Here is a 21,621-nt window from a genome sequence, read left to right as displayed (position 1 = left end):
AGTCAAGGTCGAGAAATTGAGTATAAAAAGTTGCATTCACAGCAGCTCCAACTCTTCTAAATACCTCGAAGCTCTGCTTCGAGGATCCTTTATTTTAAAATCATTTTTTTTATTAGCTACTTTTTGAGTGAATAAAGGGTTGAATATCACGGATACATAAGCTGAACCATATGCTGACAGATGGTTGTCGTCAACATAGAGGAAATTTCCTGAATGCATTGGCAACGCTTTGCCAGAACTGTCAAACAACATTTTTTCAGGATGAAGCACTGTTATATTTCTATTCTCTGATATATCATGTATTGCCTTGAAAGGTATTTTGTTCAATTCAAAATAATCCTCCTTGTTTGATGAAATAACGGAAACCGGGATGTTCAAGCGTTTACTGATAAATAGCAAACTGTTCGGGTCTTTTTTGAGCCTCGGCACATCCATTACCACTATTACGTCTTTACCCATCGAACGAAGTGTATCAACAGATCGCGATAATCCTGTTCTCAGTAGCTTTTCCTGGCTTTCACCCTGATGGAACTGATCGTAAATATCGCGATACGAAGTTGACGGAATATCAGACCACTCCGCAGCAATGATAACCGTTTTGACTTCAGGATGGTGGCGCAGGAAGTTGATGACGGCGTTATTATGTCCGACCTCATCGTGTTCTCCTCTGATGCGATCCATTCCCAACAAGGGGCGCACACCGGTTCGGCTGATATTGTAACCGGAAACATGATAAGCCATTGCTTTTTTTTCAAGGCCTGATGCAAGCGCCACGGCATGTGAATCTCCCCACAATGCGAATGATGGTGTTGACCTGGAAAACCCGATGACCGGTGGCTGATTGCCATCTTTCATGCCATCGATCCACTTGTCTCTTGCCTCATGCTCAATCCATGCAGGATCGGTTTTCATACTGATTGTTGCACCGGGGTTATTTCGCCATGGCATGCCCTGCTGTAAATGGATAACTCTGCCCGAGGCTGCGCTGACAAACATTATCGTTAGAGCTACAGCAAAAAGGGGGCCTCTTTGCTGTAGCAGGGCCTTGCCGCTCCTGAACGGTTTTTCGATATATTTCCATGACAAGAATGCAAGCGCAAGCGAGATGGCTATAATGGTGATGGCATCGGGAAGCCCATAGCGCCAGAAAATCAGGTACTTCTCGAAGGCAAGAATCGGCCAGTGCCAGAGATAGAGGGAATAAGAGATCAATCCGATGACGACGAGCGGTTTGAAACTTAAAATTCTGTTGCCAATACCAGACTCTTTTTGGCCAATGTTGATGCCGCTATGAATAATCAAACCTGCGCCAAGCACCGGGACAAATGCGCTCAAGCCGGGAAACAGGGTGTTTTCGCTATAGAACCAGACACTTCCCAGAACAAGGATTAGTCCTGTCAAGGAGGCCGCATCGCGAAAGCGTTCCGACTTCAATGAAGGAAATACATGAAAAGCTAAAAGAGTCCCTGTCAGGAGCTCCCAGGCGCGGAATTGAAGAAAATAAAAAGTTGCCCGCTGGTAATCATGAATGTAATAGATGCTTGATCCAAAAGAAATAATCCAGAGGAGCAGTATTATGTTGAATGCTTGTTGCTTTTTAAACTTATGGAGCTGTGATAGGAGTAGTGGGAATATAACGTAGTATTGCTCTTCGATAGCCAGCGACCAGGTATGAAGCAACGGCTTTTGAAACGATGGTGCTTCAAAATAGCCAGATTGTTTTTGAAACAGGATGTTCGACCAGAAAAGAGTGGCTGCCGTAATGCTTTCTCCAAGCGCATCGAAAGCATCCTGAGCCATGAAGAAAAAGCCTGCAATGAGTATGAAAAAGATGACGGCAAAAAGCGCGGGATAAATTCGTCTGATCCTTTTTTCGTAAAACCTTACAATGGAAAATTTATCCTCTTCAATATCCTTGAGGAGAATAAGGGTAATCAGGTATCCTGAAATGACAAAGAAAATATCGACACCAACAAATCCGCCACTAAAACCAGGTATTTCTGTATGAAAGAAAAGAACAGACAGAACTGCAATAGCTCTTAATCCATCAATATCAGGGCGATAATGTATTTTCATGTTCTATAATTATGGTGCCGGATAAAAGTCTGTTTTTGCTTGTTTCGCTATTATTTATCGCGTGAAATTTCGCAACGCCTCAATTTTTCGAGCAGCGCCAATTCCCGCCTGGCGATGATGTCGAGCGAGTAGTTGTCGAGGGCAAAGGCTCTTGCGTTCTTGCCGAGATCGTATCTGAGCTGCTCTGAATCGATGAGCGTCGTAATCGATTTTCGGATGCTCTCCGCGCTGGTTTCGCACAGCCAGCCGTTTTTGCCGTGCGTGACGACCTCGCGGATGCCCGGCGCGTTCGCGCCGATGACAGTGGCGCCCGCCGCCATCGCTTCGATCAGGGTTTTCGGGTGGCCTTCGTAATGGGAGGGCAGGATGAATATTTTCGACCGGTTCAAAAATCCCGGCAGTTCGGTGTTGGGCAGATTTCCCTTCCAGTCGATGTCGAGATCTTGGGCGCGAGCTTTCTCTTTCAGCTCGTTTTCCAGCGGGCCGCTGCCGATGATGACCGTTTTGAGCTTCAGTCCGCGCAGCGCATCGAGGAGCGCCTCCAGATTTTTTTGCGGATTGAGCCTGCCGATGAAGAGCAGGTCGATCTCTTTTTCGGCATCTCGCGGCGAAAAGCTCTCGGTATCGACGTAGTTTGGCGTCACGGTGATCTTCGTCGCGCTGCCGGGAATGCGTTCGATGATGCTGTCGCGCATCATCGGCGTCGTCACCTCGATGGCGTCGGCCTGGCCGAAAAGCTTCCGCTCGTCGTCGAGCGCCTGCCGCGCCTCTTGAGAGTCCGCGCCGTGCTGGTTGGCGACGAACTCCGAGTGCATGTAGCCGCAGCGGGCGAGCATGGGCTTGTTGTAGCGCCGCGCCGCCGCGAGCGCCGTCAGAGCGCCGGGGGTCTGGTTGGACTTGATGACGCTGCACTGCCGCAAAACCTTGCCGTGCAGGAGCGGGATCATCCGGGTGTAGAGGCCGAGCGGCAGCCTGAACTCGTTGCAGAGAATTTTGATGCCTCGCAGTTTTTCCGCGTAGCGCTGTTTGTCCCACCGACCGTAGGTGACGAACGACACCCGCACAGCCTTTTCGACATACTTCCGGTAGAGCGCCACCTCGCGTTCGAGCATCCCGCTCCGCTCCCAGGCCCTGAGCGAAGTGTCGTGGGTGAAGAAGAGGACGAGGTGCATTGGCGTATCACGTTGTTGTGCAAGGAGTTAGGTCAGAACAATGCCAGCTTTGCCTGAAGATGCCGGAGTCAGCCATTATAAGTATGCCGACGCTGACTTTCACTGCCATGCGATTGAAAAGTGAGAAAATCTACTGGCGTAAAATAGACAAATCGAATCGAAATTTTCGATCTCGGCTTCCCGGATTGGCGTGCCTGGACGGACAGGCTTCTGGTCATCAGGTCAGGTTTTGTTGTTTTGAAAATGTTTTTTTCAGTGATTTCAGAAGCTTCTGTGCCGGCGTTTTCTTGTGCTTGTGGGCGTGTATCTCGAAGTGGTCGTTATTCCGGATTGTTCCGGGCAGGAGAGCGTATTCGAGCTGCTCATTCCTGGCAACATACGCAAAGCTTAGCTGGTCGCGTTTGCTGTGCCGTTGCAGCTCCTGCCACCAGAGTTCAGAAAATCGAATGATGTTGGGCTGGTTATGGCGGCGAAGAATATGGTGTTTTCCGTCAGGCCATACTTTTCCGGATGGCCCATGCGGCGGTAGTGCTTGATCTGTCGCCTCATGGTTACCGGATCGTCTTTCTGCCGTTCGATACAGGCTTCGAGTTCTTCATAGATGCAGTTTCTGCTTGAGTGGGAAAATGCAGCCCAGTTGTGCTTAACCAGATGGCTCAAGGCAAAGTCCCTTATATCGGTTCGTTTTATGGAGACTGAGCCATCTATGTAGATTGAATATTCGTGATCAGGAAAGAACCGGTGGGGGAGCAGTTTCACCATGCGGTTCCGCCTGGTGTTATCCATGCCTTTGAGGTCGAGGTATCGTATGTCGAATGTTCCGGATATGAGCTTGCGGTTATTGGTGAAGCAGACGAAATCGCATCCATCGATCGGTTCCGGAGGGGTTTTCAGGTCGTCGTACTCACCAAAAAGCGCCGTATAAACCACAATTTTGCTGTTCATTTGCCAAGGTTCATTCATTGTTTTTGAAGTGGAGTTGTGCCGTAAAGTCGTTGATCGAGTTAGTGGATGACCGCAGAGCCTGCCGCTATAGCTTCGAGCAGGATTTTCGGGTTTTCTTCGTACCGGGAGTGCCGCCTGAACTCGTTGTAGAGGATTTCGATGCCTTGCGGTTTTTCCGGGTAAGGCTTTTTGTCTTGGCGGCCGTCGGTGATGAACGACACCCGTACCCTTTTTCGACATACTTCCGGTACGGCGTCAGCTCGCGTTCGAGCATGCCGCTCCATTTCCAGACTTTGAGCGAAATGTTGTAAATGAAGAAAAGGGGTAGGGGGCATAAAAAAGCGTTCGTATCGCTATATTTTGTGTATTCGCTTCGTATTGAAGCTCTATCTTTTTTATGATTTTGTTAGTGAATTTTAAAAGTCAAAATAATTTTTCTGGCGATAAAAAATAATGACTGGCTCTGCTTTTTTGCGCTTTATAAAAACAAGTTCATTGCAAGTGAGCGTTGCTGAATTAGCAATTATCCCGTTGTTATAGAGACATTTTTACTGCCATATGCTTAGATGGTGTTTTCATTGAAGAAGAAGTCTCGCAGGCGTAACGCCTGATTTTCGCATGAATAAAAAGATCGAATCTTTGTTGTGTCGGGAGCTGGTTTGGCGATCAGTTTGTTAATACATGAATCTATATTATCGGCATTTTCTTCCAGAAAAACTATGGATTCATATAGTGACGCAAGTTTTTCATACGATGGTAATTTGTTGGCAATAATGGGGATGCCTGTTATTGCAAAAACCAATGCCTTGAAAGAGCTGTGTCCAAGATTATATGGATCGTCTATATAGGTTCTCGGCAAGAGGGCGATATCGCAATCCATGAGATGATTTGGAAATGTCTCGTATCTCCATGGCATGTATTTGAAGTTAAAATCAATTTTCTGATTGTGAATTTTTTCATCGCAAATCAAAATTATTTTGTTGTCAATGATGCTGCTGAAATTATTGAGAAAGTGTGCTTTGCTGGAGACGCCAGACCAGCCAAATATAGGGTTTTGATAATTGATGTTCGATTTTTGAAGATGAAAGTATTCGGTGTCGATAGGATCATCCATTATATGGATATTGCTGTTGAAGCGCTTTGCATAAGAGGCAATATTTTCAGTGCTGCAAATGATGCCGTCGCACACCTCGGCAATTTTTTTTTGATAATATACCTGTTCTGCATTGCAGCCACTATGTTCAACAAAATAGTTGACGACGGAATCGAAGTACACTTTTTTGGCTGTTTTTCGCAGTGCCTTGCAAAGAAGCAAGTTCTTTTTTGTCGCCAGTCGATAGACTATCGCTATATCATAAAATCTCAAGGGCTTGTTGATGGAGACATCAAATCCCAGGTTCTTGTAATGCGTAACCATTTGCAGGGCGCGAATCCATATCGAGGCGGATACCTTGTTGTAATCATCGCTGACTTCCGGAAGGAATAGCCCTAACTTTTTTTTCATGTGTTGCTCGGGTTATTTTGTTTTTTTGAAAAAAATAGTCCTGAATTCTACTTCATTTCAGATTGGGTTCACATTAGCTGATTTTGACACTCTTCGTCATGCAACGCAGCAGGAATTTCAGGTATTTTTTTATTTCTGGCCGGTACAGCGGTTGCAAAAATGACGAGCGGTACACTCGCAAAGTCGCTTTGCCGTGCCCGGTATTCTTCCGGCAGACAAGCCACCACTTTCGGCCCATTTCGCGGCGGAATATCTCCGCATCGAACATCCCCGTCGCGTCGTTCGTCCCGACCAGTTCTTCAAGCCACGCTTTCGCTTGTTCGAGGTCGATGTCGTTCCGGTTTTCCGCGATGGCGTGGTGAATCGCAAGCTGTTCGTCAGAGACCTCGCCCGCCAGTCGCTTCAGGTATTCCGTCCTCAATGCTCTTGCGTTGGTGATCTGCAAGTCAGCTTTTCTGGTGCTGATCTGCCCCTCGTGCTCGCGGAAATGGAGCAATATTTCGTCGATGTTGGCGAAGCGGGCGAGGGGCGCGAGTCGCGTCCAGTAGTTGTAGTCTTGTGTGTAAACGAGATTGTCCGGATAGGGATGCGCTTTTGCCAGCTCCGTGCGGATGATGACCGTCGGGTGGTATAAACAGGTGCTGAAGAGGAGCTGGATTTTGAGTTCCTGGTCGCCCGTGGGCAGCATCATGGTGTTTTTGAGCTTTCCCTTTTTGAGGACGCGCATGCCCGCTCCCGAAACACCGACTTCGGAGTGTTCGTCCATGAAGCGCACCTGCCTTTCGAGCCGTTCTGGGAGGCTGATGTCGTCGGCATCCATGCGGGCGATGTACCTGCCTTTCGCCAGTGCGATGCCCTGATTGAGCACGTGCACGGTGCCCCGGTTGTCGGCGTTCGCGACGAGCACGATTCTCGGGTTGCCGTACGATTCGACGATCTGGCGGCTCCGGTCGGTCGAACCGTCGTCGATGACGAGAAACTCGAAATCCGCGAAGGTCTGCGCGAGGATGCTCTCGATGGCCTCCTTCAGGTAGCGCTCCCCGTTGTGCACGGGCATGAGAACGGTGACCGTGGGCTGCGGCATCTTTACTGCTCCTCTGCGGCCATGGCGAGAATTTTGGCGGTCATGCTCGTGTCGGAGAACTGTTCGAGCACGAACTGCCGTCCCTTTCTTCCCATTTCGCGCGCCTTTTCCGGGTCGTCGAGGAGAGCGCAAATGCTTCGCTTCAACGCCTCCTGGTCGCCGTTCGGCACGACCAGTCCGGTTTGCCCGTCGATCACCCCTTCCGACAGTCCGCCCGTGGTGCTGACGATGACCGGAATCTCGCAGGCGCTCGCCTCGGGGATCACTCTCGGCAATCCCTCCTCCTGATAGGACGGGTAATAGACCGGCTCGGAGGTGAGCACGAAAATGTCCGCAGCCTGGAGGAGTTTGGGCAGCTCACGGTTGTCCATCTTGGGATGGATGCGTACCCGCTCTTCGAGATGCAGCTCCTCGAGGAGCCTGTCGAGCAGCAAGCATTCCGGTTCGTCACGGTCGGCGACGATCATGTAGGTCATATCCGGGTAACGCTCGCGCAGGGCGGCCACGGCCATGACGACATGACGGAACCCCTTGACCGCTACCATGCGGCCCACGGTGACGAGCAGCTTGCACTCCGGCGCGATGCCGAACTGCTTGCGCAGCGCCCTCTTCTTTTCCGGGTCATGTTCGGGGACGAAAACATCGGTCAGCACATTGCAGCCGAGCACGAGGCTTGGGCAGCGGAGATTCGGGTACATCGACCGGGCGATGAGGTCGAGCGACTTGCTGACCGGCATGAAGAGATCGGCGGAGCCGTAAATACGGTTGATTTTTTCGATCACCTTGTGCTTTCTCGGAAAGACGTGTTTGGTGACATCCGTGCCGTGCGAGGCGCAATAGATTTTGAACCCGAACAGCGGCTTGAGGCGATGGATGATTTGCAGGTCGTCCCAGGTCGCGGCAACGAGAATCAGCTCCCTGCGCGTCGCCATGTACTTCAGCAGCGTCGGAAGCCGGTAGAGCCAGTGGAACTTCTGCCAGTCGTGCCCGGCGAGGTAGCGCACCTCCCGCGTCGAGCGGACGCCCTTTTTCTTGTGGCTTCGGGTAAGGTGGGTCAGCACGACGGCCTCGTAACCGTTCGCGGTCAGCGTCTTCAGCAGGTTCTCCGCCCAGAGCGCGATGCCACCCATGTAAGGCGGATATTCCGAGCAGAGTATGACGAAGGTTTTCTTTTTCATTTGGCCATGTTGCCGTTTCTGAGTCCATCCACCAGCGCGATCCATCGGCCATCGGGCATCCGGTGCGGATCGACGGTGTGCATCCCCCTGCCGTTCCAGACCTCGTTTCCCTCCTGCACCACCGGAGTGTCGGAAACCGCCTCTTCGCGGTAGGTGGTCGGCGTCAGCTCGGTGATGCGAAAGCCCCAAGCCTTGCTGCCGTAGCGAGGCTGGCCGTCCTGCGCGAAGCGGTAGAGCACCGCGCCGTCCCTGACGACCCGACCGCCGGGTCGCGCGAAGTGGTCGCTGTTCCTGAAGACGGGACTTGCCGGGTGCTCGGTCCACGGGCCGGTGAGCGTTTCGGCGACATGCAGATGGAGATTGTTCACCTTGCGCATGTAGCTGAAGAGATACCAGTGGCCGTCGTGGAAGACGATCGACGGGTCGAGCAGCGGCACCTTGCGTTTGTCGCCATGCAGGAGCGTCACGATTGGCCGCCAGTCGTCCGGAAACGAGGCTGCCTTGTAGAGCCGGATCGATTTCGATTTGGCGCACTCGGGAATCATGTACATCTCGCCATCGTGTTCAAAAACATACGGATAAGAGAGGTGGAACCGTTCCCGGAGCACGACGTGGCTGTAGCGCCATGTCTTCAGGTCGTCGCTGACGGCATGGCCGATTTCGCCCATCTTCCGCTTCGTGTTGAGCAGCTCGAAAAAGAGGTGGAACGCTCCGTCGCGCTCGATCATGAACGGATCGGCGACGAATCTCGCGGGCACATCGGTGACCTCCTTCGCCGTCAGGATCGGATTGCGGATTCCGGGTGCGGGCGCGAGCGTGACGGGATCCGGCCCTTCATACAAACCGATCGACCAGACATCGTTTTGCTGCCGCCGCTGTTTTTGCTTCCAGCGCTTGATGCGGTACTTGACGAGCAAGCCGAGTCCAGCGAGGAGCGGGATGGTGATGATGCCGAGAACGAGGGTCATGTGTCGGGGCGATGCTTGAACGGAGACATTGTGCCCGTCAATTTAGGCGATTTCACGTTTCTTTCCCAATGGCGCGGGCCGTGAGCCGCCGCACGGCGTCAGCGGCTTCGCCTGGCTCGATGCCGCTCACTTCGCCAGTGGGCGAGATGACGATTTCGTACGGAATGGCGTAGGGGCCGAAGCGCGAAATGTCCTGCGGTGCTTCGCGGTACAGTCCGGCGACGGGCGTGCCGGTGGCCGAGGCGACGTGCACCATCGAAGTGTCGGGCGTCACCAGCAGCCGCAGCCTCGACACGATGCGGCTCGCTTCGTAGAGGTTCCGCGTCGGCGGCGAGGCGACGACGTTCGGGCACTGCGCTTCGAGGCGGCGCTTGGCATCCAGATCGTCCGGCCCGGAGAGCACCACGAAGCGCTCGCCGGGGAAGCGTTCGAGCAGCGCCCGCCACTTCGCCTCCGTCCAGAGCCGGTTCGGCTCGCCTGCGCTGATGTTGACGCCGACGGGCGCGAGCGCCGCGATTTCGCCGAGAAACGCCGTCAGCTCCTCCGTCACCGGCATGGCGGGCAGCGACGGACGACACGCCCCCGTCTCCGCCGTGACGCCAAGCAGCGGCAGGAGGGCGCAATTTTTCACCGCCATGTGGCTGTGGAACTCCGTGTCGAGCAACCGGTCGTAAAGTCCTTCGTGGAAAGGGTTTTTGTGTCCCACCTTGAAGCGGGCGCGGATGAGCGCCGACTGGAGCAAAAACCAGGTCGAGGGGTGATCCTTGGTGTTGAAGAGCAGGTCGAACTCGCGGGCGAGCACCTCCCGGAAATAGCGCCGGGGCTGTTTCTTGACGAGGTGCACCGCCGTCACCAGCGGGTCGTTCATGAAGAAATTTGCCGAGGCGCGGCTGAAGGCGATGAGGTGAATTTCGAGATCGGGAAAGGCGCGGCGCAAATTCCTGACGAGCGGCGTGAGCAAGACGCAGTCTCCGAGCTTCTCCTGGGCGAGGATGGCAACGGAGTTCAGCGGCCCGCTGAATTCGGCGCTGCCGCTTCTCGTGCGGGCGAGGCGTTGCAGCGAGCGGGCGAAAAGCTGGCGGAACTGCCGCTTCTTCTTTTTTCGGGGCTTCATCTCCGGGCTGGTTTTCCGGGCCGCATCCGGCGTCATCGATGTTTCGGGATTTTTCGTTATCGGAGCAATCAATGTACGCCATTTTTTATCTTTATGCAGGTCCATCGATTTTCCTGGCAGTAATCTTTTCAAACCATGAGCTTGAAAAAAAAGCTGGTCGTGGTGCTCGGCTCGAAACCGGGTGCGGATATTCCTCTGGGAGACGCGGTCTATTGCGCCAACGCCGCTATCGGCTACTACGCGGAGGCGGTCAGCCGGTTCACGCAGGTTGTGAGCGTGTTGAGTCCCGACTCGATCCATCCGAAGGAGCGCCGGGAGGGAGCGCCAAACCGGGAGATGAATGTGCGGCAGTGGGAGATGATTATCGCGTCGCGGCCCGACAAGATGATTCTGACGAGAAGCGGCTATTTCGAGTTTTTGAAAGAGGTGCTCACCGAGGCAGGGTTCCGCTTGCCGGTCGAGGCGGTGGCGGCGCATGAGCGGCGGGCGCTGGTCGGCAGGCTCAGCGGCTGTTACGATCCGATTGTCTCCGGCGAGTTCTTCCGGCTCTCGATGCGGAGAAAAATCCGCTATGCTGGCTCGCTGACCAGCACTTTTCTCAAGCGCCTCTTCGACAGACGCAAGGATTGCGGGTCGGTGTTCCGGCCATCGACAGGCATTCTCGCGCTCGTCTTTGCTATCGCCGATCATGGCCGGGATGCCGATTACGTCATTTGCGGCATCGGCGCTCAGAAACGGGACGAATATCTTGATGGCAGGCACATCCACGGGCGCGATCTGCCGCAGCATGTGTTCGCCGACGTCAAGGTGCTTCGCAAGCTGGCCCGTCGCTACAATCTTTTCACCACCGAGCCAGAGCTGGAGCATCTCGTTCCGCGTTACCCCGCCTCGGACGAGGCGTGACAACGAGCCGTCACGTTCCCTTTTTTCCGTTCAGCCCCGTCGCGCTTTTTCGGCGAGCTTCGCTTTCAGATGCTTTTCGAGATTGTCAACCATGATCGGCACGGTGAAGTGCGTTTCGACGCGCTCGCGCCCGGCCTTGCCGAACGCCGCCATCGCTGCGGGGTTGTCGATGATTTTTTCGATCGCCTCGGCGATGGCCGCCGGATCTTTCGGCGGGATGATGAGGCCGGTGTCGCAGTCGAGGCTTTCGGTGCTCGCGCCCATCAGCTCGCGCGCGCCGTTCACGTCGGTGGCGACGACCGGCTTCTGCATCGCCATCGCCTCCATGACCACGTTGGGCATCCCCTCGAAAAGCGAGGCCAGCACGAAGAGGTCGCACCCTTTCAGGCACGGGTAGATGTCGGGCGTGAAGCCGAGGAAGATGAACGACTCTTCGCGTCCGAGCGCCGAGACCCTGTTTTTCAGCTCGATTTCGAGCTTGCCTTCGCCCGAAATGGCGAAGATGAGGTCGCTGCGCTTGCGTTGCAGCATGGCGGCGGCGTCGATGAGGTACTCGAAGCCTTTCTGCTTCGAGAGGCGTCCGGCGCTGTAGATGATCTTTTTGCCGGGGTAGCGCGAGGCGAAGTCGAACGTCGTGACGTTGCCGGGAATCGTGAGGCCGTTGTAGATCACCTTCACGAAATTTTCGTCGAACCAGCCGTACTCCGCGTAGGCTTCGCGGATGGTGCGGCTGTTGGTGATGATGCCGTCGGTCAGGCGGGTGAGCGAGAGCTTGTGCTTCCATTTCTTGCTGCACAAGAGCATCCCGTGGCGCGCCAGCACCACGGGTCGCCCGACGAGCCGCGCGGCGAGGCCCGCCACGCGCACATCCTTGTTGAGGTTGCAGATGAGAATGTCGGTCTGGTGCTTTTTCATCCATGCGGCGATTTTCAGCGTCGCCAGCGGGCTGAAGTCGCCGCGAATCTCCATCGCTTCGGTGCGGACGCCGCGCCCGGCGGCGTACTCCAGCAGCCGGGAGTTGCGCTTGCTGGCGAGCACCACGTTGTGGCCGCGATCGGTCAAGCCTTTGGCGGCGTTGACCATCCACTTTTCGCCGCCGCCGAATTTGTTGCGGCCGATGGAGTTGATGAAGAGAATGTTCATGGATGCGGTTTTGTCATGCCAGGGAGGCTCTGTCAGTTTCGGATTTTCTGGAAAAAAGCGATCATCTCTTTTTCCATTTTTTCCGATGAAAATCGTTCCAGGGTGATCTCTCTTGCATTGCCGGAAAGTCGCGTCCTGAGATTTTTGTCCTCGTATAAACGGTGAAACCGGGTGGCGAGCTGCGATTCGTCTCCGTAATCGACATAGAGGCAGTGTTCATTGTCTTCGAGCAGCTCTTCCGTTCCGCCCGCCCTGGTGGTGATGATCGCGTTGTCCAGCAATGCGGCTTCGATGATGGCATACGGAATACCCTCGTTTTTGGAGGTCAGGGCGAAAACATCGCTGGCCAAGAGGTCAGGGTAAGGATTTTTCACGAACCCGGCAAAGATGACAAAGCGTTTGACGCCGAGCGATTCCGTGAGCGCTTCGAGCTTTTCTCTCTGGCCGCCCGATCCCATGATGAGCAGACCGGCGTCAGCAATGCCATGCTCTTTGACGAATCTGGCGAATCCGCGGATCAGGAAGTCGAACCCTTTTCTTTCGCTCAACTCGGCCAGTGACGTGACCATGAAATCGAACGCCTTTTTCACGGGAACGATGCCGCCGCGATCGATCGATATGCCGTTGGGGATGACCGCGATCTTTTCCGGTTTCATGAACGGGGATTGCAGCAGCACCTCCTTGATGGTCTGCGCGTTCACCATGATGCCGTCGGCCAGGATGTTATATACCAGATTGTTGACGAGCGTCTTCTCCAGACTTCTGACAATGCCGAGAATCAGAATGTTTTTTGCGCCGGTAATCCGGCAGGCGATGCCTGCGAGGAAGTAGTCTTTCCGTTTCGTCGGGACGACCACATCGATCCGGCGTTGTCTGATGATGGAGACCAGTCTGCCCAAGGTCAGCAGGTCGGCTTCGTTCATGAACGGCAACCGGTATTTATCCACGGTGAAGCGGTTTCCCACCTCATCGGCCCGATAGGCCAGACTGACGTCATGCTTTTTGCCGAGCACTTGCGCCGCATTCAGAACCCAGGCTTCGTTGCCGCCCCATTTTCGCGCGGAGCAGGTGAAAAGTATGTTCATGTTTCATAGGGGCTGATTGCCGAAGTCATAATAAAAAAACGGGTTACGGTGTTCTGAATAGGCGTCGGCGACCTTGCGGCGTCTGTTTTTTTTGTGCTGTCATACGGACGACTTCCGTGCTCGCTTCTGCGGTTTCCTCGCCATGAATTCAAGCCATTTTCATCGTTTTCCCGCCACCTCCCGGCAGAAGCCGGCGATTTCGCTTGCCATCCGCTCCATCGAAAATTGTTCGATGATCCGCGCCTTCGCTTGCCGCGCGAACTCCGCCCGGCGCTCCGGCGATTCGACGAGCAGTTGCAGGGCACTCGACAGCGCCTCCTCGTCGCCGTAGTCGAGCAGGAGGCCGTTGAGGCTGTCGTCGATCACCTCTTCGACGCCGCCCGCCCGCGTGCTGACCGGCGCGTTGCCGAGGTACATCGCTTCGAGCAGGGCGTTGGGCAAGCCTTCGTTGGTCGAGGTGACGGCGAAAATGTCGCTCGCGGCGAGCCACGGGTAAGGATTTTGCTGGAAGCCCGGAAACAGCACGCGCTCCCGCAGCCCCAGCTCGGCGGCGAGTTTGGTGAACTCCTCTTTCTGCGCCCCGTCGCCGATCAGCACGATTCCCGCGTCGCGGTTGCCGGTGTGCTTGACGAAGCGCGCGAAGCTGCGAATGAGAAAGTCGTACCCTTTGTTCCACGTCAGACGCCCAAGCCCGGTGATCGTCACCGGGAATGGGTTGGCGACGGGCTGTTCCGAGCGCCGCCGGTCGAGTTCGGCGGTGTCGAGGCCGTTGTAGATGACGCGGATTTTCGCTTCGGGTATGTAGCCGGTTTCGAGCAGGGTCTTTTTGATTTTGCTCGCGTTGACGATGATGCCGCTGCTGAGGGTGTGGTACATGAAGCGCTGCCAGGGCCATTTCAGCTTGCGGTCCGCGCCGAGCCGCAGAATCATCGGCACGCCGGTGATCTTGCCCGCCAGACCGCCGAGGAGGTAGTCCTTGCGCTTGGTCGGGATGACGACCTCGATGCCGTTTTGGCGAATGATCGCCACCATCCGCAAGAGCGTGTAGAGATCGATGTGGCTGAGGCAGGGGAGGCGGAATTTCGGCAGGTCGAAGTTTTTGCCCACCACCTCCTTGCGATAGATGAGCGAGACCTCATGCTGCTCTGAGAGCTTGCGGGTGGCCATCCGCGTCCATTTTTCGGTGCCACCCCACTCCCGCGCGGAGTTGACGAAGAGAAGCTTCATCCGTTACAATCTGCCGTCGATGGTGCCGGTTGGCAGCACCCCCTTCACGTCGTAGATCACGGCGTTATCGCCCGAGCGGAGTTTGCCGATAGCCATCTCCGCGAACGCCGCGTGCGCGACGGCGAGAATGATGGCGTCGTAGCCGCCTTCGACCGGCGCGTCGATACAGTCGAGTCCATATTCATGCCGCACCTCCTCCGGGTTGGCCCAGGGGTCGTGAATGTGCACCTGCGCGCCGTACTCCCGCAGCTCGGCCACAATATCGACCGTGCGGGTGTTGCGGATGTCGGGGCAGTTCTCCTTGAAGGTGATTCCGAGCATGAGCACCTTCGCGCCTTTGACCTTCATATCCCGCGAAATCATCAGCTTGACCACCTCCGAGGCGACGTAGCGACCCATGTTGTCGTTCAGGCGGCGGCCCGCCAGAATGATCTCCGGATGGTAGCCGTACTCCTGAGCCTTCTGCGCCAGGTAGTAGGGATCGACGCCGATGCAGTGGCCGCCGACCAGGCCGGGCCGGAACGGCAGGAAGTTCCACTTCGTCCCGGCGGCCTTGAGCACGTCGAGCGTGTCGATGCCCATGCGGTTGAAGATCATCGCCAGCTCGTTGACGAAGGCGATGTTGATGTCGCGCTGCGAGTTCTCGATCACCTTGGCCGCTTCGGCGACCCTGATCGACGAGGCCAGGTGCGTGCCCGCCGTGATGACCGAAGCGTACAGTTCGTCGATTTTGCGGGCGGCTTCGGGCGTGGAGCCGGAGGTCACCTTTTTGATCTTCGCGACCGTGTGCTCCTTGTCGCCGGGGTTGATCCGTTCGGGAGAGTAGCCCACGAAAAAGTCCCGGTTGAAGCAGAGGCCCGAGACCCGTTCGAGCACCGGCACGCAATCCTCCTCGGTAGCGCCGGGATAGACGGTCGATTCGTAGATTACGATGTCGCCTTTATCGAGCACCCGCCCGACGGTTTCGCTCGCCCGGATGAGCGGGGTGAGCACGGGGCGGTTGTGTTTGTCGGTCGGCGTCGGCACGGTGACGATGTAGATGTTCGCTTTGGCGATCTCCGCGATCGAGGAGGTGACGAAGAGGCCCTTGTCGCCATCGGCGCTCAGCGGGTTGCTCGCCGTGAGCACCGCGCCGAGGGCCTCCGCATCGACTTCGAGCGTCGAGTCGCACCCGTTGTTGAGCTCTTCGATCCGCTCCTGCTTGATGTCGAAGCCGGCCACCGGGAATTTTTTCGCGAACTCGACGGCGAGAGGCAGGCCGACGTAGCCCAAGCCGATCAACGCGATTTTGGTGTTCTCCATTTTGCCGGTTAAGTGTTTTTTATTCTGATAGTTGGCTATGGATTTGCTGGAGATTTATTCCACGGACAGGCGATGCGAATGTTCATTCCTTGCGGGTAAAGCTCAGGTCAGAAACCCGAATGGCATAGAATTTTTGTCTTTTAAGATAAGAAATCATCGTGATTTTCTGCTGACCTATCTGTGCTGGTCATGGCGGTAAGAGGTCTGGATAAGAGATGTTAGCTGTATCAATTCCTTGATCAGGCGCAAGTTTATATGTTTGAGGTGTTTGAGATTTGTATTTCAAAGCGTTTATTAAGATAAAATACTGACCATTTGCTGTATTGACGCAGTTTCATGCATTCGTCCGAATTTCCACTCTGGCTGAAATCCAGAGTCTCGTCACAAATTAATCATTGATGACGGCACAGCCCTTTGTGCGATGGTTAGTATTCATTTTTTCGGAGATGCTGCAAGCAGTACTGGTATTCTTCGGCTATTGATCGTGTGCCGGGTGATTGGAGCAGGCCGCCCGCTCACGAGCTAACTTGCAAGAGTCAGGATAATGAATCTTCCTATAGTTGTTGATCTCGACGGAACCCTTACCCCGACTGATACCCTGGTCGAGTCACTTTTGAAGTATATACGGAAGTCGCCCCTCAATCTGTTCAGGGTTGTTGGTCTGGGGCGGCAGGAGCGCGCGGTTTTCAAGAGTCGCATCGCCGATCACAGCAGTATTTCAGGGGAGTTGTTGCCGTACAACGAGCCGTTTCTCCAGTATCTGAAAGAGGAAAAGGCCAAGGGTCGCCGTCTTGTGCTGGCCACTGCCGCGCACCGTTCGATTGCCGAAGCCGTATCGGTTCATCTCGATATCTTCGACGAGGTGCTGGCCACCGATGGCACGCACAATCTGAAAGGCAAGGCGAAGCTGGAGGCGATTCGTCAGAGTCTGGGAGAGCAGTTTGTCTATGCCGGCAACAGCCGGGCGGATATTCCCATCTGGATGTCATGCAAGCACGCTATTCTGGTGGGAGTTCCTTCGCAAGTCGCCAGGTCGGTAAGGCCGCATGTCTCCGTTGAACGCGAGTTCAAGTGGCCTGCGCCGGACTTCAAGGTTTTGCTGAAAGCGTTGCGTGTGCATCAGTGGCTCAAGAATCTTCTGCTCTTCGTGCCGTTGCTGACCGCCTTCAACATGACCAATGCCGGTCACCTGATTCAGGCGATGGTGGCATTTGGCTCGTTCTCGCTGGCCGCTTCGTCCACCTACATTTTCAACGATCTTCTCGATATCGAAAACGATCGCGCCCATCCTCGCAAGCGCCTTCGTCCATTCGCCAGCGCGAAACTTTCGGTCATGAGCGGCGTCGCCATGAGCGTCGTGCTCATGGCGGTCGCTGTCGGCACAGCGCTCTGGCTGTCGAACGGCTTTTTTGTGATGCTGATGCTCTACGTTATGATGACGGTTTTCTATACGCTGGTGCTCAAGGAGATTGTGCTGATCGACGTGCTGATGCTTGCCCTGCTCTATACGTTGCGCATTCTGGCCGGTTCGGTTGCCACCGGCGTGAAGACGAGCTTTTGGTTGATGGCTTTCTCGGTCTTTATATTTTTCAGTCTGGCGCTGGTCAAGCGATGCGCGGAGCTCGTGGCGATGGACGAGAAAGGGAAGATGGGCACCTACGGTCGTGATTACCGGGTCGAGGATCTGAGGGTTTTGTGGCCGCTGGGTGTCGGCTCGTCGCTTGCCGCCGTGGTGGTGTTCGGGTTGTTTATCAGCGCCCCAGAAACCATTATCCGGTACGCAACGCCGGAAATGTTGTGGTTGATCGCCATTGCCCTCATTTACTGGCAGTCGCGCTTGTGGATCAAGACGTCGCGTGGGCAGATGCATGACGATCCGGTGATTTTCGCCATTACAGACAAGGGGAGCCAGGTCATCGTGCTGTTCATGATTGTCGTAACGTTCTTGGCCCGTTTCATTTCGGTCAATTTCCTCCCATGAGTACCTTTATCGTTGCGCTTTGCAGTATCCTGATTTCAGCGGCTGCGCAATTTTCGCTCAAGGCGGGCATGTCGGCAGATGCCGTCAAAACGGCGATGCAGCAGCCATTCTCGACGAAGACCCTGTTGACGGTTCTGACTGACAAGTTCGTGGTTGGCGGCTTCCTGCTTTACGGAATCGGCGCGGTGGTCTGGCTGTGGGTGCTCTCGAAATGGGACGTGAGCAAGGCGTATCCTCTTGTGGGAATTGGCTTTGTGGTGACGGCGGCGGTTGGCGCCATGCTTGGCGAACACTTGACATGGTCAAGGGGCGTCGGTATCGGCATGATCTGCCTCGGCATCTGGTTTATCTCGAACTCCTGATCCTGATCCGGATGCTGATGCCTGGTGTCATTGAGTGTTTTTGCGCCGCCCGTCGAAGCCGTTTTGACCATTCGCTTTTGACGTCGCCGTTCGCTGCTCTCTGGATTTTGCCGGTTGACGTTGATGTTGCGACTGGTAGCCGGGCCGTCTGCTTTTCCCCTGATCTTGCCGCTTTTCACGAACGCTTCAGTTTTTTTCAATCGAATTCCCGGTATCACCGAAAAGCATTGGCGTGCCTTTCGGATATTGCCGTAATTCCTGATGTGTGTTAGCATGAAAGATGGTTTCAACGGCCGTATGCCTGAAAAGATATGGAACATCGTCAGCTATGTGCTGATTCCGCTGGTATTTGGCTACGTGGTGAGTATGCTGGTCGGGTTTCAGTTCGGCATCTACAACAACATCTTTCACCTTCCGTATATACTGAAGCTTTCTGAGTTACCTGAGTTCCGCAACGATGCGTTTTACGCAACGCTCAATAATTTTACGTCGATCGTTTTGCCGATCATGAGGGCTTTTACCACCGAGGAGAATGTCCGGCAGGTATTTTACTTCGTAAGCCTGGCGAGCAAGATTGCCGGGTTTGCGGGACTGGTCTATCTGTCGAGAGCCGCCGGATTCCGGAAGCCGGTCGAACTGCTGCTGGCCATGACCGTGCTGGCGCTGACGCCCTTGCTGCAAGGCAGCTCCATCATCGGAGACCACGACATGTTCGTGCCATTTTTCACGCAAACCGAGCTGACCTGGGTGTTCGTGTTTCTCTCCGTGGGGTTGCTCTGCAAAGACCGGATCGCTCTGGCCTATGCGATGGTGGGGATTGCGTTTTCGATCAACGCTTTCGTCGGCATCTGGCTTCTGGTCATGAATACGGTGGCGCTGCTCCTGGTGAAGCGGCCGCTTTCCGTGAAGGCGTTCCTGAAAGCCGCAGGCGGGTTCTTGTTGTTTGCCTTGCCGGTGGCGCTCTGGATCTATTTCATCGTTAACGGCAAGCACCAAAAGGTCGATTTCAGCTACATCGACTATATCCGCACGTACTGCAAGGTGCACTTTCTGCTTGAGTCGGTTGACCGGATGCTGGTGCTGAAGCATTTCATGCTGGTCGGTTCCGGTCTTCTGGCCTCCAGGCATCTGCCGAACAGCCGCTTCTGGATCGCTATTCAGCTTGGCGCTTTGTTGCTGCTGCTCGTCGGCATTCCGCTGCCTTATCTCGTCAATAACCGCTTCGTTTTCAATCTGCACCTGATCCGCGCGGCGGGTCTCGGGCAGGCGCTGGCGACGGTGGTGATCGTTTTGGCGGGGGTGAGGCTGTTGCTGAACAAGGAGGAGCTGGCGATGCGAACCATCGGGGCGGTCGTGTTGCTCTCTCTTGCGCTGTTGCCTGTGAGGCTCATCGGCATGATCGTGCTTCTCGCTTCGATGCTTCTGGCATTGCCCGGAGATGGTGTTGTTACCCGTTTTGACCGGTCGGGAATTTTTCGGTGGGTCAGGGCGTGGCGCCGCCCGCTTGCGTTTGTCTGCCTGGCGCTTTGCGTGTTGGCGCTGTTTTCACCTATTCCTCCATATCCGTTCATCTTGATACAGGCGGGGAAGCTTGCCGTAATTCTTGGGGTTTCAGCACTTTTGGCGTTCGGACGTTATCGTCACGTGAGCGTCGGCGGTCCAGTGGCGCTTCTCTTGCTGTGCTTCATGGTGGCCATGAGCTGTTATAAGGATATTTTCGAGGAAAAACTGTACGCCAATCGAAAATATCCCGTAAGGCGAAGCTGGACGGAAATGGTGTCCTGGATCCGGAACAGCAGTCTTCACGGCCCGTTTTTGCTGCCGCTCGATGACATCGACCATACCGACTATTTCCAGTTGCAGGCGCGCCGGAAAGTCTGGGTGTCGTGGAGGCAGGGCGGCGCGGTTATGTGGTACCCATCCTTTTACCGGCAGTGGTCAACACGATTCCGCGAGGTCTCTGCCCTGCATACACCCAAAGAGATGGTGGCATACGCCAAGGCGCACGGCATCCGTTACCTGCTTTTGCATGATCCAAAGGCAAGCGTTCCGATCTCCTGCGAGCTGTTGAAACGGACGCCCTGTTACGTTCTGTACGAAGTACGCTAAATCGCAGGGGCGACATGGCTGTTTAATCTGATTGTCCGGGAGTCGCTTCTTTCGTTCGGGATTTTGTCCAAAGTTTCATGCCAGCCAAGCAAAGGCCGAGCAGCAGAAGCGCGCCGACGGTGCGTCCGGCAAGAATGAGTCTGAGTGAAAAGAGCGTCTCGCGGGCGAAATAGTATTCGTTTTCATGCACATGTGGCCATGCGGTCAGTAAAACGCCAACGATCAGCACTGCTGTTGCAATCCGGTAGTAGGGCAAATTACTCCTTCGCCACCAGATCGGGAATAGCGCGAAGGGTACCGACAGGAACAGGAAGTAGTTCGTCCAGGTTACGGGCAGAACAAGAACCATAAGTGCCGCTGCCAGAATCACTTCAAGTTCGACAGTTTCTGGATCACCTGTGCGCTTGATGCTCGCAGGTGCTACATTGAAGAATCTCCATCCGGCAAATACGACACCCATGGATACAGCCAGTAACGAGAGAAAGAGAGCAACAACAGCGGCTTGTGGCCGTGGTGAAGGCGTCCAGTCGGTCAGGCCAGCGCTGCTGAACGCACGCATCCACAAACCATCGAGGCTTTGATTGTTGAATACGGCCAGACCTCCATGGGTGTTTGCACCGAAAATGCGTTCAGCATATTGACTCATGATTTCTGTGCCGACCCAGAGCCAAGAAGCCAATACTGCGAGGAGAAGCACGGCAACCGAAGTAGCTACCGTCGTCCAGCGCCGTCGCGCAGCAAACACTACCAGCAGCAGCAGCGGTGGTATTTTGAGAGCGCACAAAGCGCCGAGTGCGATGCCCGCGCCGATATTTTGTTTTCGCAGCAGCAAAAATATGCAGATAGCCAGGAGCAGGACGGCCAGTGGCGTGGTCTGTCCAAGATCGAGGCAGCGGTACATAAGCGGAGCATAAGCAAGAAAAATCAGTGCGGGAAGGAGTGCCGCTCCTGCATCCGATGGCATTCGTGACTGGGCAGTTTTGACAAGTAGCAGCAATGTGCTTGCGAAAGCAACGATGCAAATCCACCACAGGATGTGCCATGCAGTGCTATACCCGAACATGGCTGGAGGCACGCAGAAGAGGCTGAGAACCGGAAGGTTGGTGAAGGTGGATTTGCTTAAATACAAGTCGCCTATTCGGCCATCCAGCACGGCACGACCCGCGTCATAATAGGCAGGGAAATCATTTAACAAGCGTGGCGAGTAGGTTTTGGACAGGTACCAGCCGATTGCTACCACCAGCAGAAGCAAAACGATTTTTCGCGCCGTGCCGGGAAAATTTTTGTCGAGGGGTACATCGTTCAATTCACTGTTGTTTCTCATGGGCTGTATCTGAAATCGGTGCAAGGTGAAGCTGATAGTTGTCCGCTTTATAAAAAAAGCAGGGCCTGCTTGCTGATTGTCCGCAACGGTTGGCGTTAAAGGATGAAATCTGTCTGAGCGTGGTTGAATATTGTCAGTCTCAAG

General features: G+C 54.8%; 19 protein-coding genes. 4 read left to right on the top strand and 15 right to left on the bottom strand.

The genetic code is table 11. The annotated features are described in order from the left end of the window. Positions 1–36: 36 nt before the first annotated feature. The 10 genes from EST62_RS02425 to EST62_RS02385 all read right to left on the bottom strand — a co-directional run bounded on the left by EST62_RS02425 (position 37) and on the right by EST62_RS02385 (position 10,077). Positions 37–2,076, bottom strand: coding sequence for an acyltransferase family protein (locus EST62_RS02425; protein ID WP_129050500.1), 2,040 nt, complete (start codon positions 2,074–2,076; stop codon positions 37–39). A 50-nt stretch (positions 2,077–2,126) separates the two neighbouring features. Beyond that, entirely contained in the window at positions 2,127–3,248 is a 1,122-nt protein-coding gene (locus EST62_RS02420) for a glycosyltransferase family 4 protein (protein ID WP_129050499.1), read from the bottom strand. Between the two features lie 217 nt (positions 3,249–3,465). Beyond that, a complete protein-coding gene (locus tag EST62_RS13945; RefSeq protein ID WP_371414669.1) occupies positions 3,466–3,696 on the bottom strand; it encodes a glycosyltransferase domain-containing protein in 231 nt (76 codons plus the stop codon). Then, positions 3,636–4,193 (bottom strand): glycosyltransferase domain-containing protein, encoded by a 558-nt coding sequence (locus EST62_RS02410; RefSeq protein ID WP_167599130.1) that lies wholly within the window; start codon positions 4,191–4,193, stop codon positions 3,636–3,638. The genes EST62_RS13945 and EST62_RS02410 overlap by 61 nt, the downstream gene beginning before the upstream one ends. 59 nt (positions 4,194–4,252) lie before the next feature. Continuing rightward, positions 4,253–4,414 (bottom strand): hypothetical protein, encoded by a 162-nt coding sequence (locus tag EST62_RS13365; protein WP_167599129.1) that lies wholly within the window; start codon positions 4,412–4,414, stop codon positions 4,253–4,255. 341 nt (positions 4,415–4,755) lie between these two features. Further along, entirely contained in the window at positions 4,756–5,697 is a 942-nt protein-coding gene (locus EST62_RS02405; protein ID WP_129050497.1) for a hypothetical protein, read from the bottom strand. Between the two features lie 73 nt (positions 5,698–5,770). Continuing rightward, positions 5,771–6,781 (bottom strand): glycosyltransferase family A protein, encoded by a 1,011-nt coding sequence (locus EST62_RS02400; protein WP_129050496.1) that lies wholly within the window; start codon positions 6,779–6,781, stop codon positions 5,771–5,773. A gap of 2 nt (positions 6,782–6,783) precedes the next feature. After that, on the bottom strand, positions 6,784–7,959 hold the full coding sequence (locus EST62_RS02395; RefSeq protein WP_167599128.1) for a glycosyltransferase family 4 protein: 1,176 nt from the start codon (positions 7,957–7,959) through the stop codon (positions 6,784–6,786). Next, positions 7,956–8,927 (bottom strand): hypothetical protein, encoded by a 972-nt coding sequence (locus EST62_RS02390; RefSeq protein ID WP_129050494.1) that lies wholly within the window; start codon positions 8,925–8,927, stop codon positions 7,956–7,958. The genes EST62_RS02395 and EST62_RS02390 overlap by 4 nt, the downstream gene beginning before the upstream one ends. Before the next feature lie 52 nt (positions 8,928–8,979). Beyond that, positions 8,980–10,077, bottom strand: coding sequence for a glycosyltransferase family 9 protein (locus EST62_RS02385; RefSeq protein WP_245153408.1), 1,098 nt, complete (start codon positions 10,075–10,077; stop codon positions 8,980–8,982). 99 nt (positions 10,078–10,176) lie between these two features. Between EST62_RS02385 and EST62_RS02380 the strand changes: the two genes are divergently transcribed. Next, complete coding sequence (locus EST62_RS02380; RefSeq protein ID WP_245153406.1) at positions 10,177–10,944, top strand: hypothetical protein; 768 nt, start codon at positions 10,177–10,179, stop codon at positions 10,942–10,944. A gap of 30 nt (positions 10,945–10,974) precedes the next feature. Here EST62_RS02380 and EST62_RS02375 read toward each other — a convergent pair whose 3' ends face one another. From EST62_RS02375 to EST62_RS02360, 4 genes are all read right to left on the bottom strand, one after another. Then, positions 10,975–12,087 (bottom strand): glycosyltransferase, encoded by a 1,113-nt coding sequence (locus EST62_RS02375; RefSeq protein ID WP_129050492.1) that lies wholly within the window; start codon positions 12,085–12,087, stop codon positions 10,975–10,977. 32 nt (positions 12,088–12,119) lie between these two features. After that, positions 12,120–13,172, bottom strand: coding sequence for a glycosyltransferase (locus tag EST62_RS02370; RefSeq protein ID WP_129050491.1), 1,053 nt, complete (start codon positions 13,170–13,172; stop codon positions 12,120–12,122). 159 nt (positions 13,173–13,331) lie between these two features. Continuing rightward, positions 13,332–14,399 (bottom strand): glycosyltransferase, encoded by a 1,068-nt coding sequence (locus EST62_RS02365; RefSeq protein WP_129050490.1) that lies wholly within the window; start codon positions 14,397–14,399, stop codon positions 13,332–13,334. A 3-nt stretch (positions 14,400–14,402) separates the two neighbouring features. Next, entirely contained in the window at positions 14,403–15,701 is a 1,299-nt protein-coding gene (locus EST62_RS02360; RefSeq protein WP_129050489.1) for a nucleotide sugar dehydrogenase, read from the bottom strand. A gap of 544 nt (positions 15,702–16,245) precedes the next feature. Between EST62_RS02360 and EST62_RS02355 the strand changes: the two genes are divergently transcribed. From EST62_RS02355 to EST62_RS02345, 3 genes are all read left to right on the top strand, one after another. After that, entirely contained in the window at positions 16,246–17,682 is a 1,437-nt protein-coding gene (locus tag EST62_RS02355) for a UbiA family prenyltransferase (protein WP_129050488.1), read from the top strand. After that, complete coding sequence (locus EST62_RS02350) at positions 17,679–18,044, top strand: EamA family transporter (protein ID WP_129050487.1); 366 nt, start codon at positions 17,679–17,681, stop codon at positions 18,042–18,044. The genes EST62_RS02355 and EST62_RS02350 overlap by 4 nt, the downstream gene beginning before the upstream one ends. Positions 18,045–18,341: 297 nt before the next feature. Continuing rightward, positions 18,342–20,153, top strand: a complete 1,812-nt coding sequence (locus tag EST62_RS02345; protein WP_129050486.1) for a hypothetical protein — start codon at positions 18,342–18,344, stop codon at positions 20,151–20,153. A gap of 22 nt (positions 20,154–20,175) precedes the next feature. Here the strand turns inward: EST62_RS02345 and EST62_RS02340 are convergent, their stop codons facing one another. Next, positions 20,176–21,477: a glycosyltransferase family 87 protein gene (locus EST62_RS02340; RefSeq protein ID WP_167599127.1), complete on the bottom strand. Its 1,302-nt coding sequence runs from the start codon at positions 21,475–21,477 to the stop codon at positions 20,176–20,178. Positions 21,478–21,621: the final 144 nt, after the last annotated feature.

The sequence above is a fragment of the Chlorobaculum sp. 24CR genome (assembly GCF_004118635.1).
Lineage (GTDB): Bacteria > Bacteroidota > Chlorobiia > Chlorobiales > Chlorobiaceae > Chlorobaculum.
Note: the sequence above shows the minus strand (reverse complement) of the source record. Positions and strands in the feature narration are given on the sequence as shown.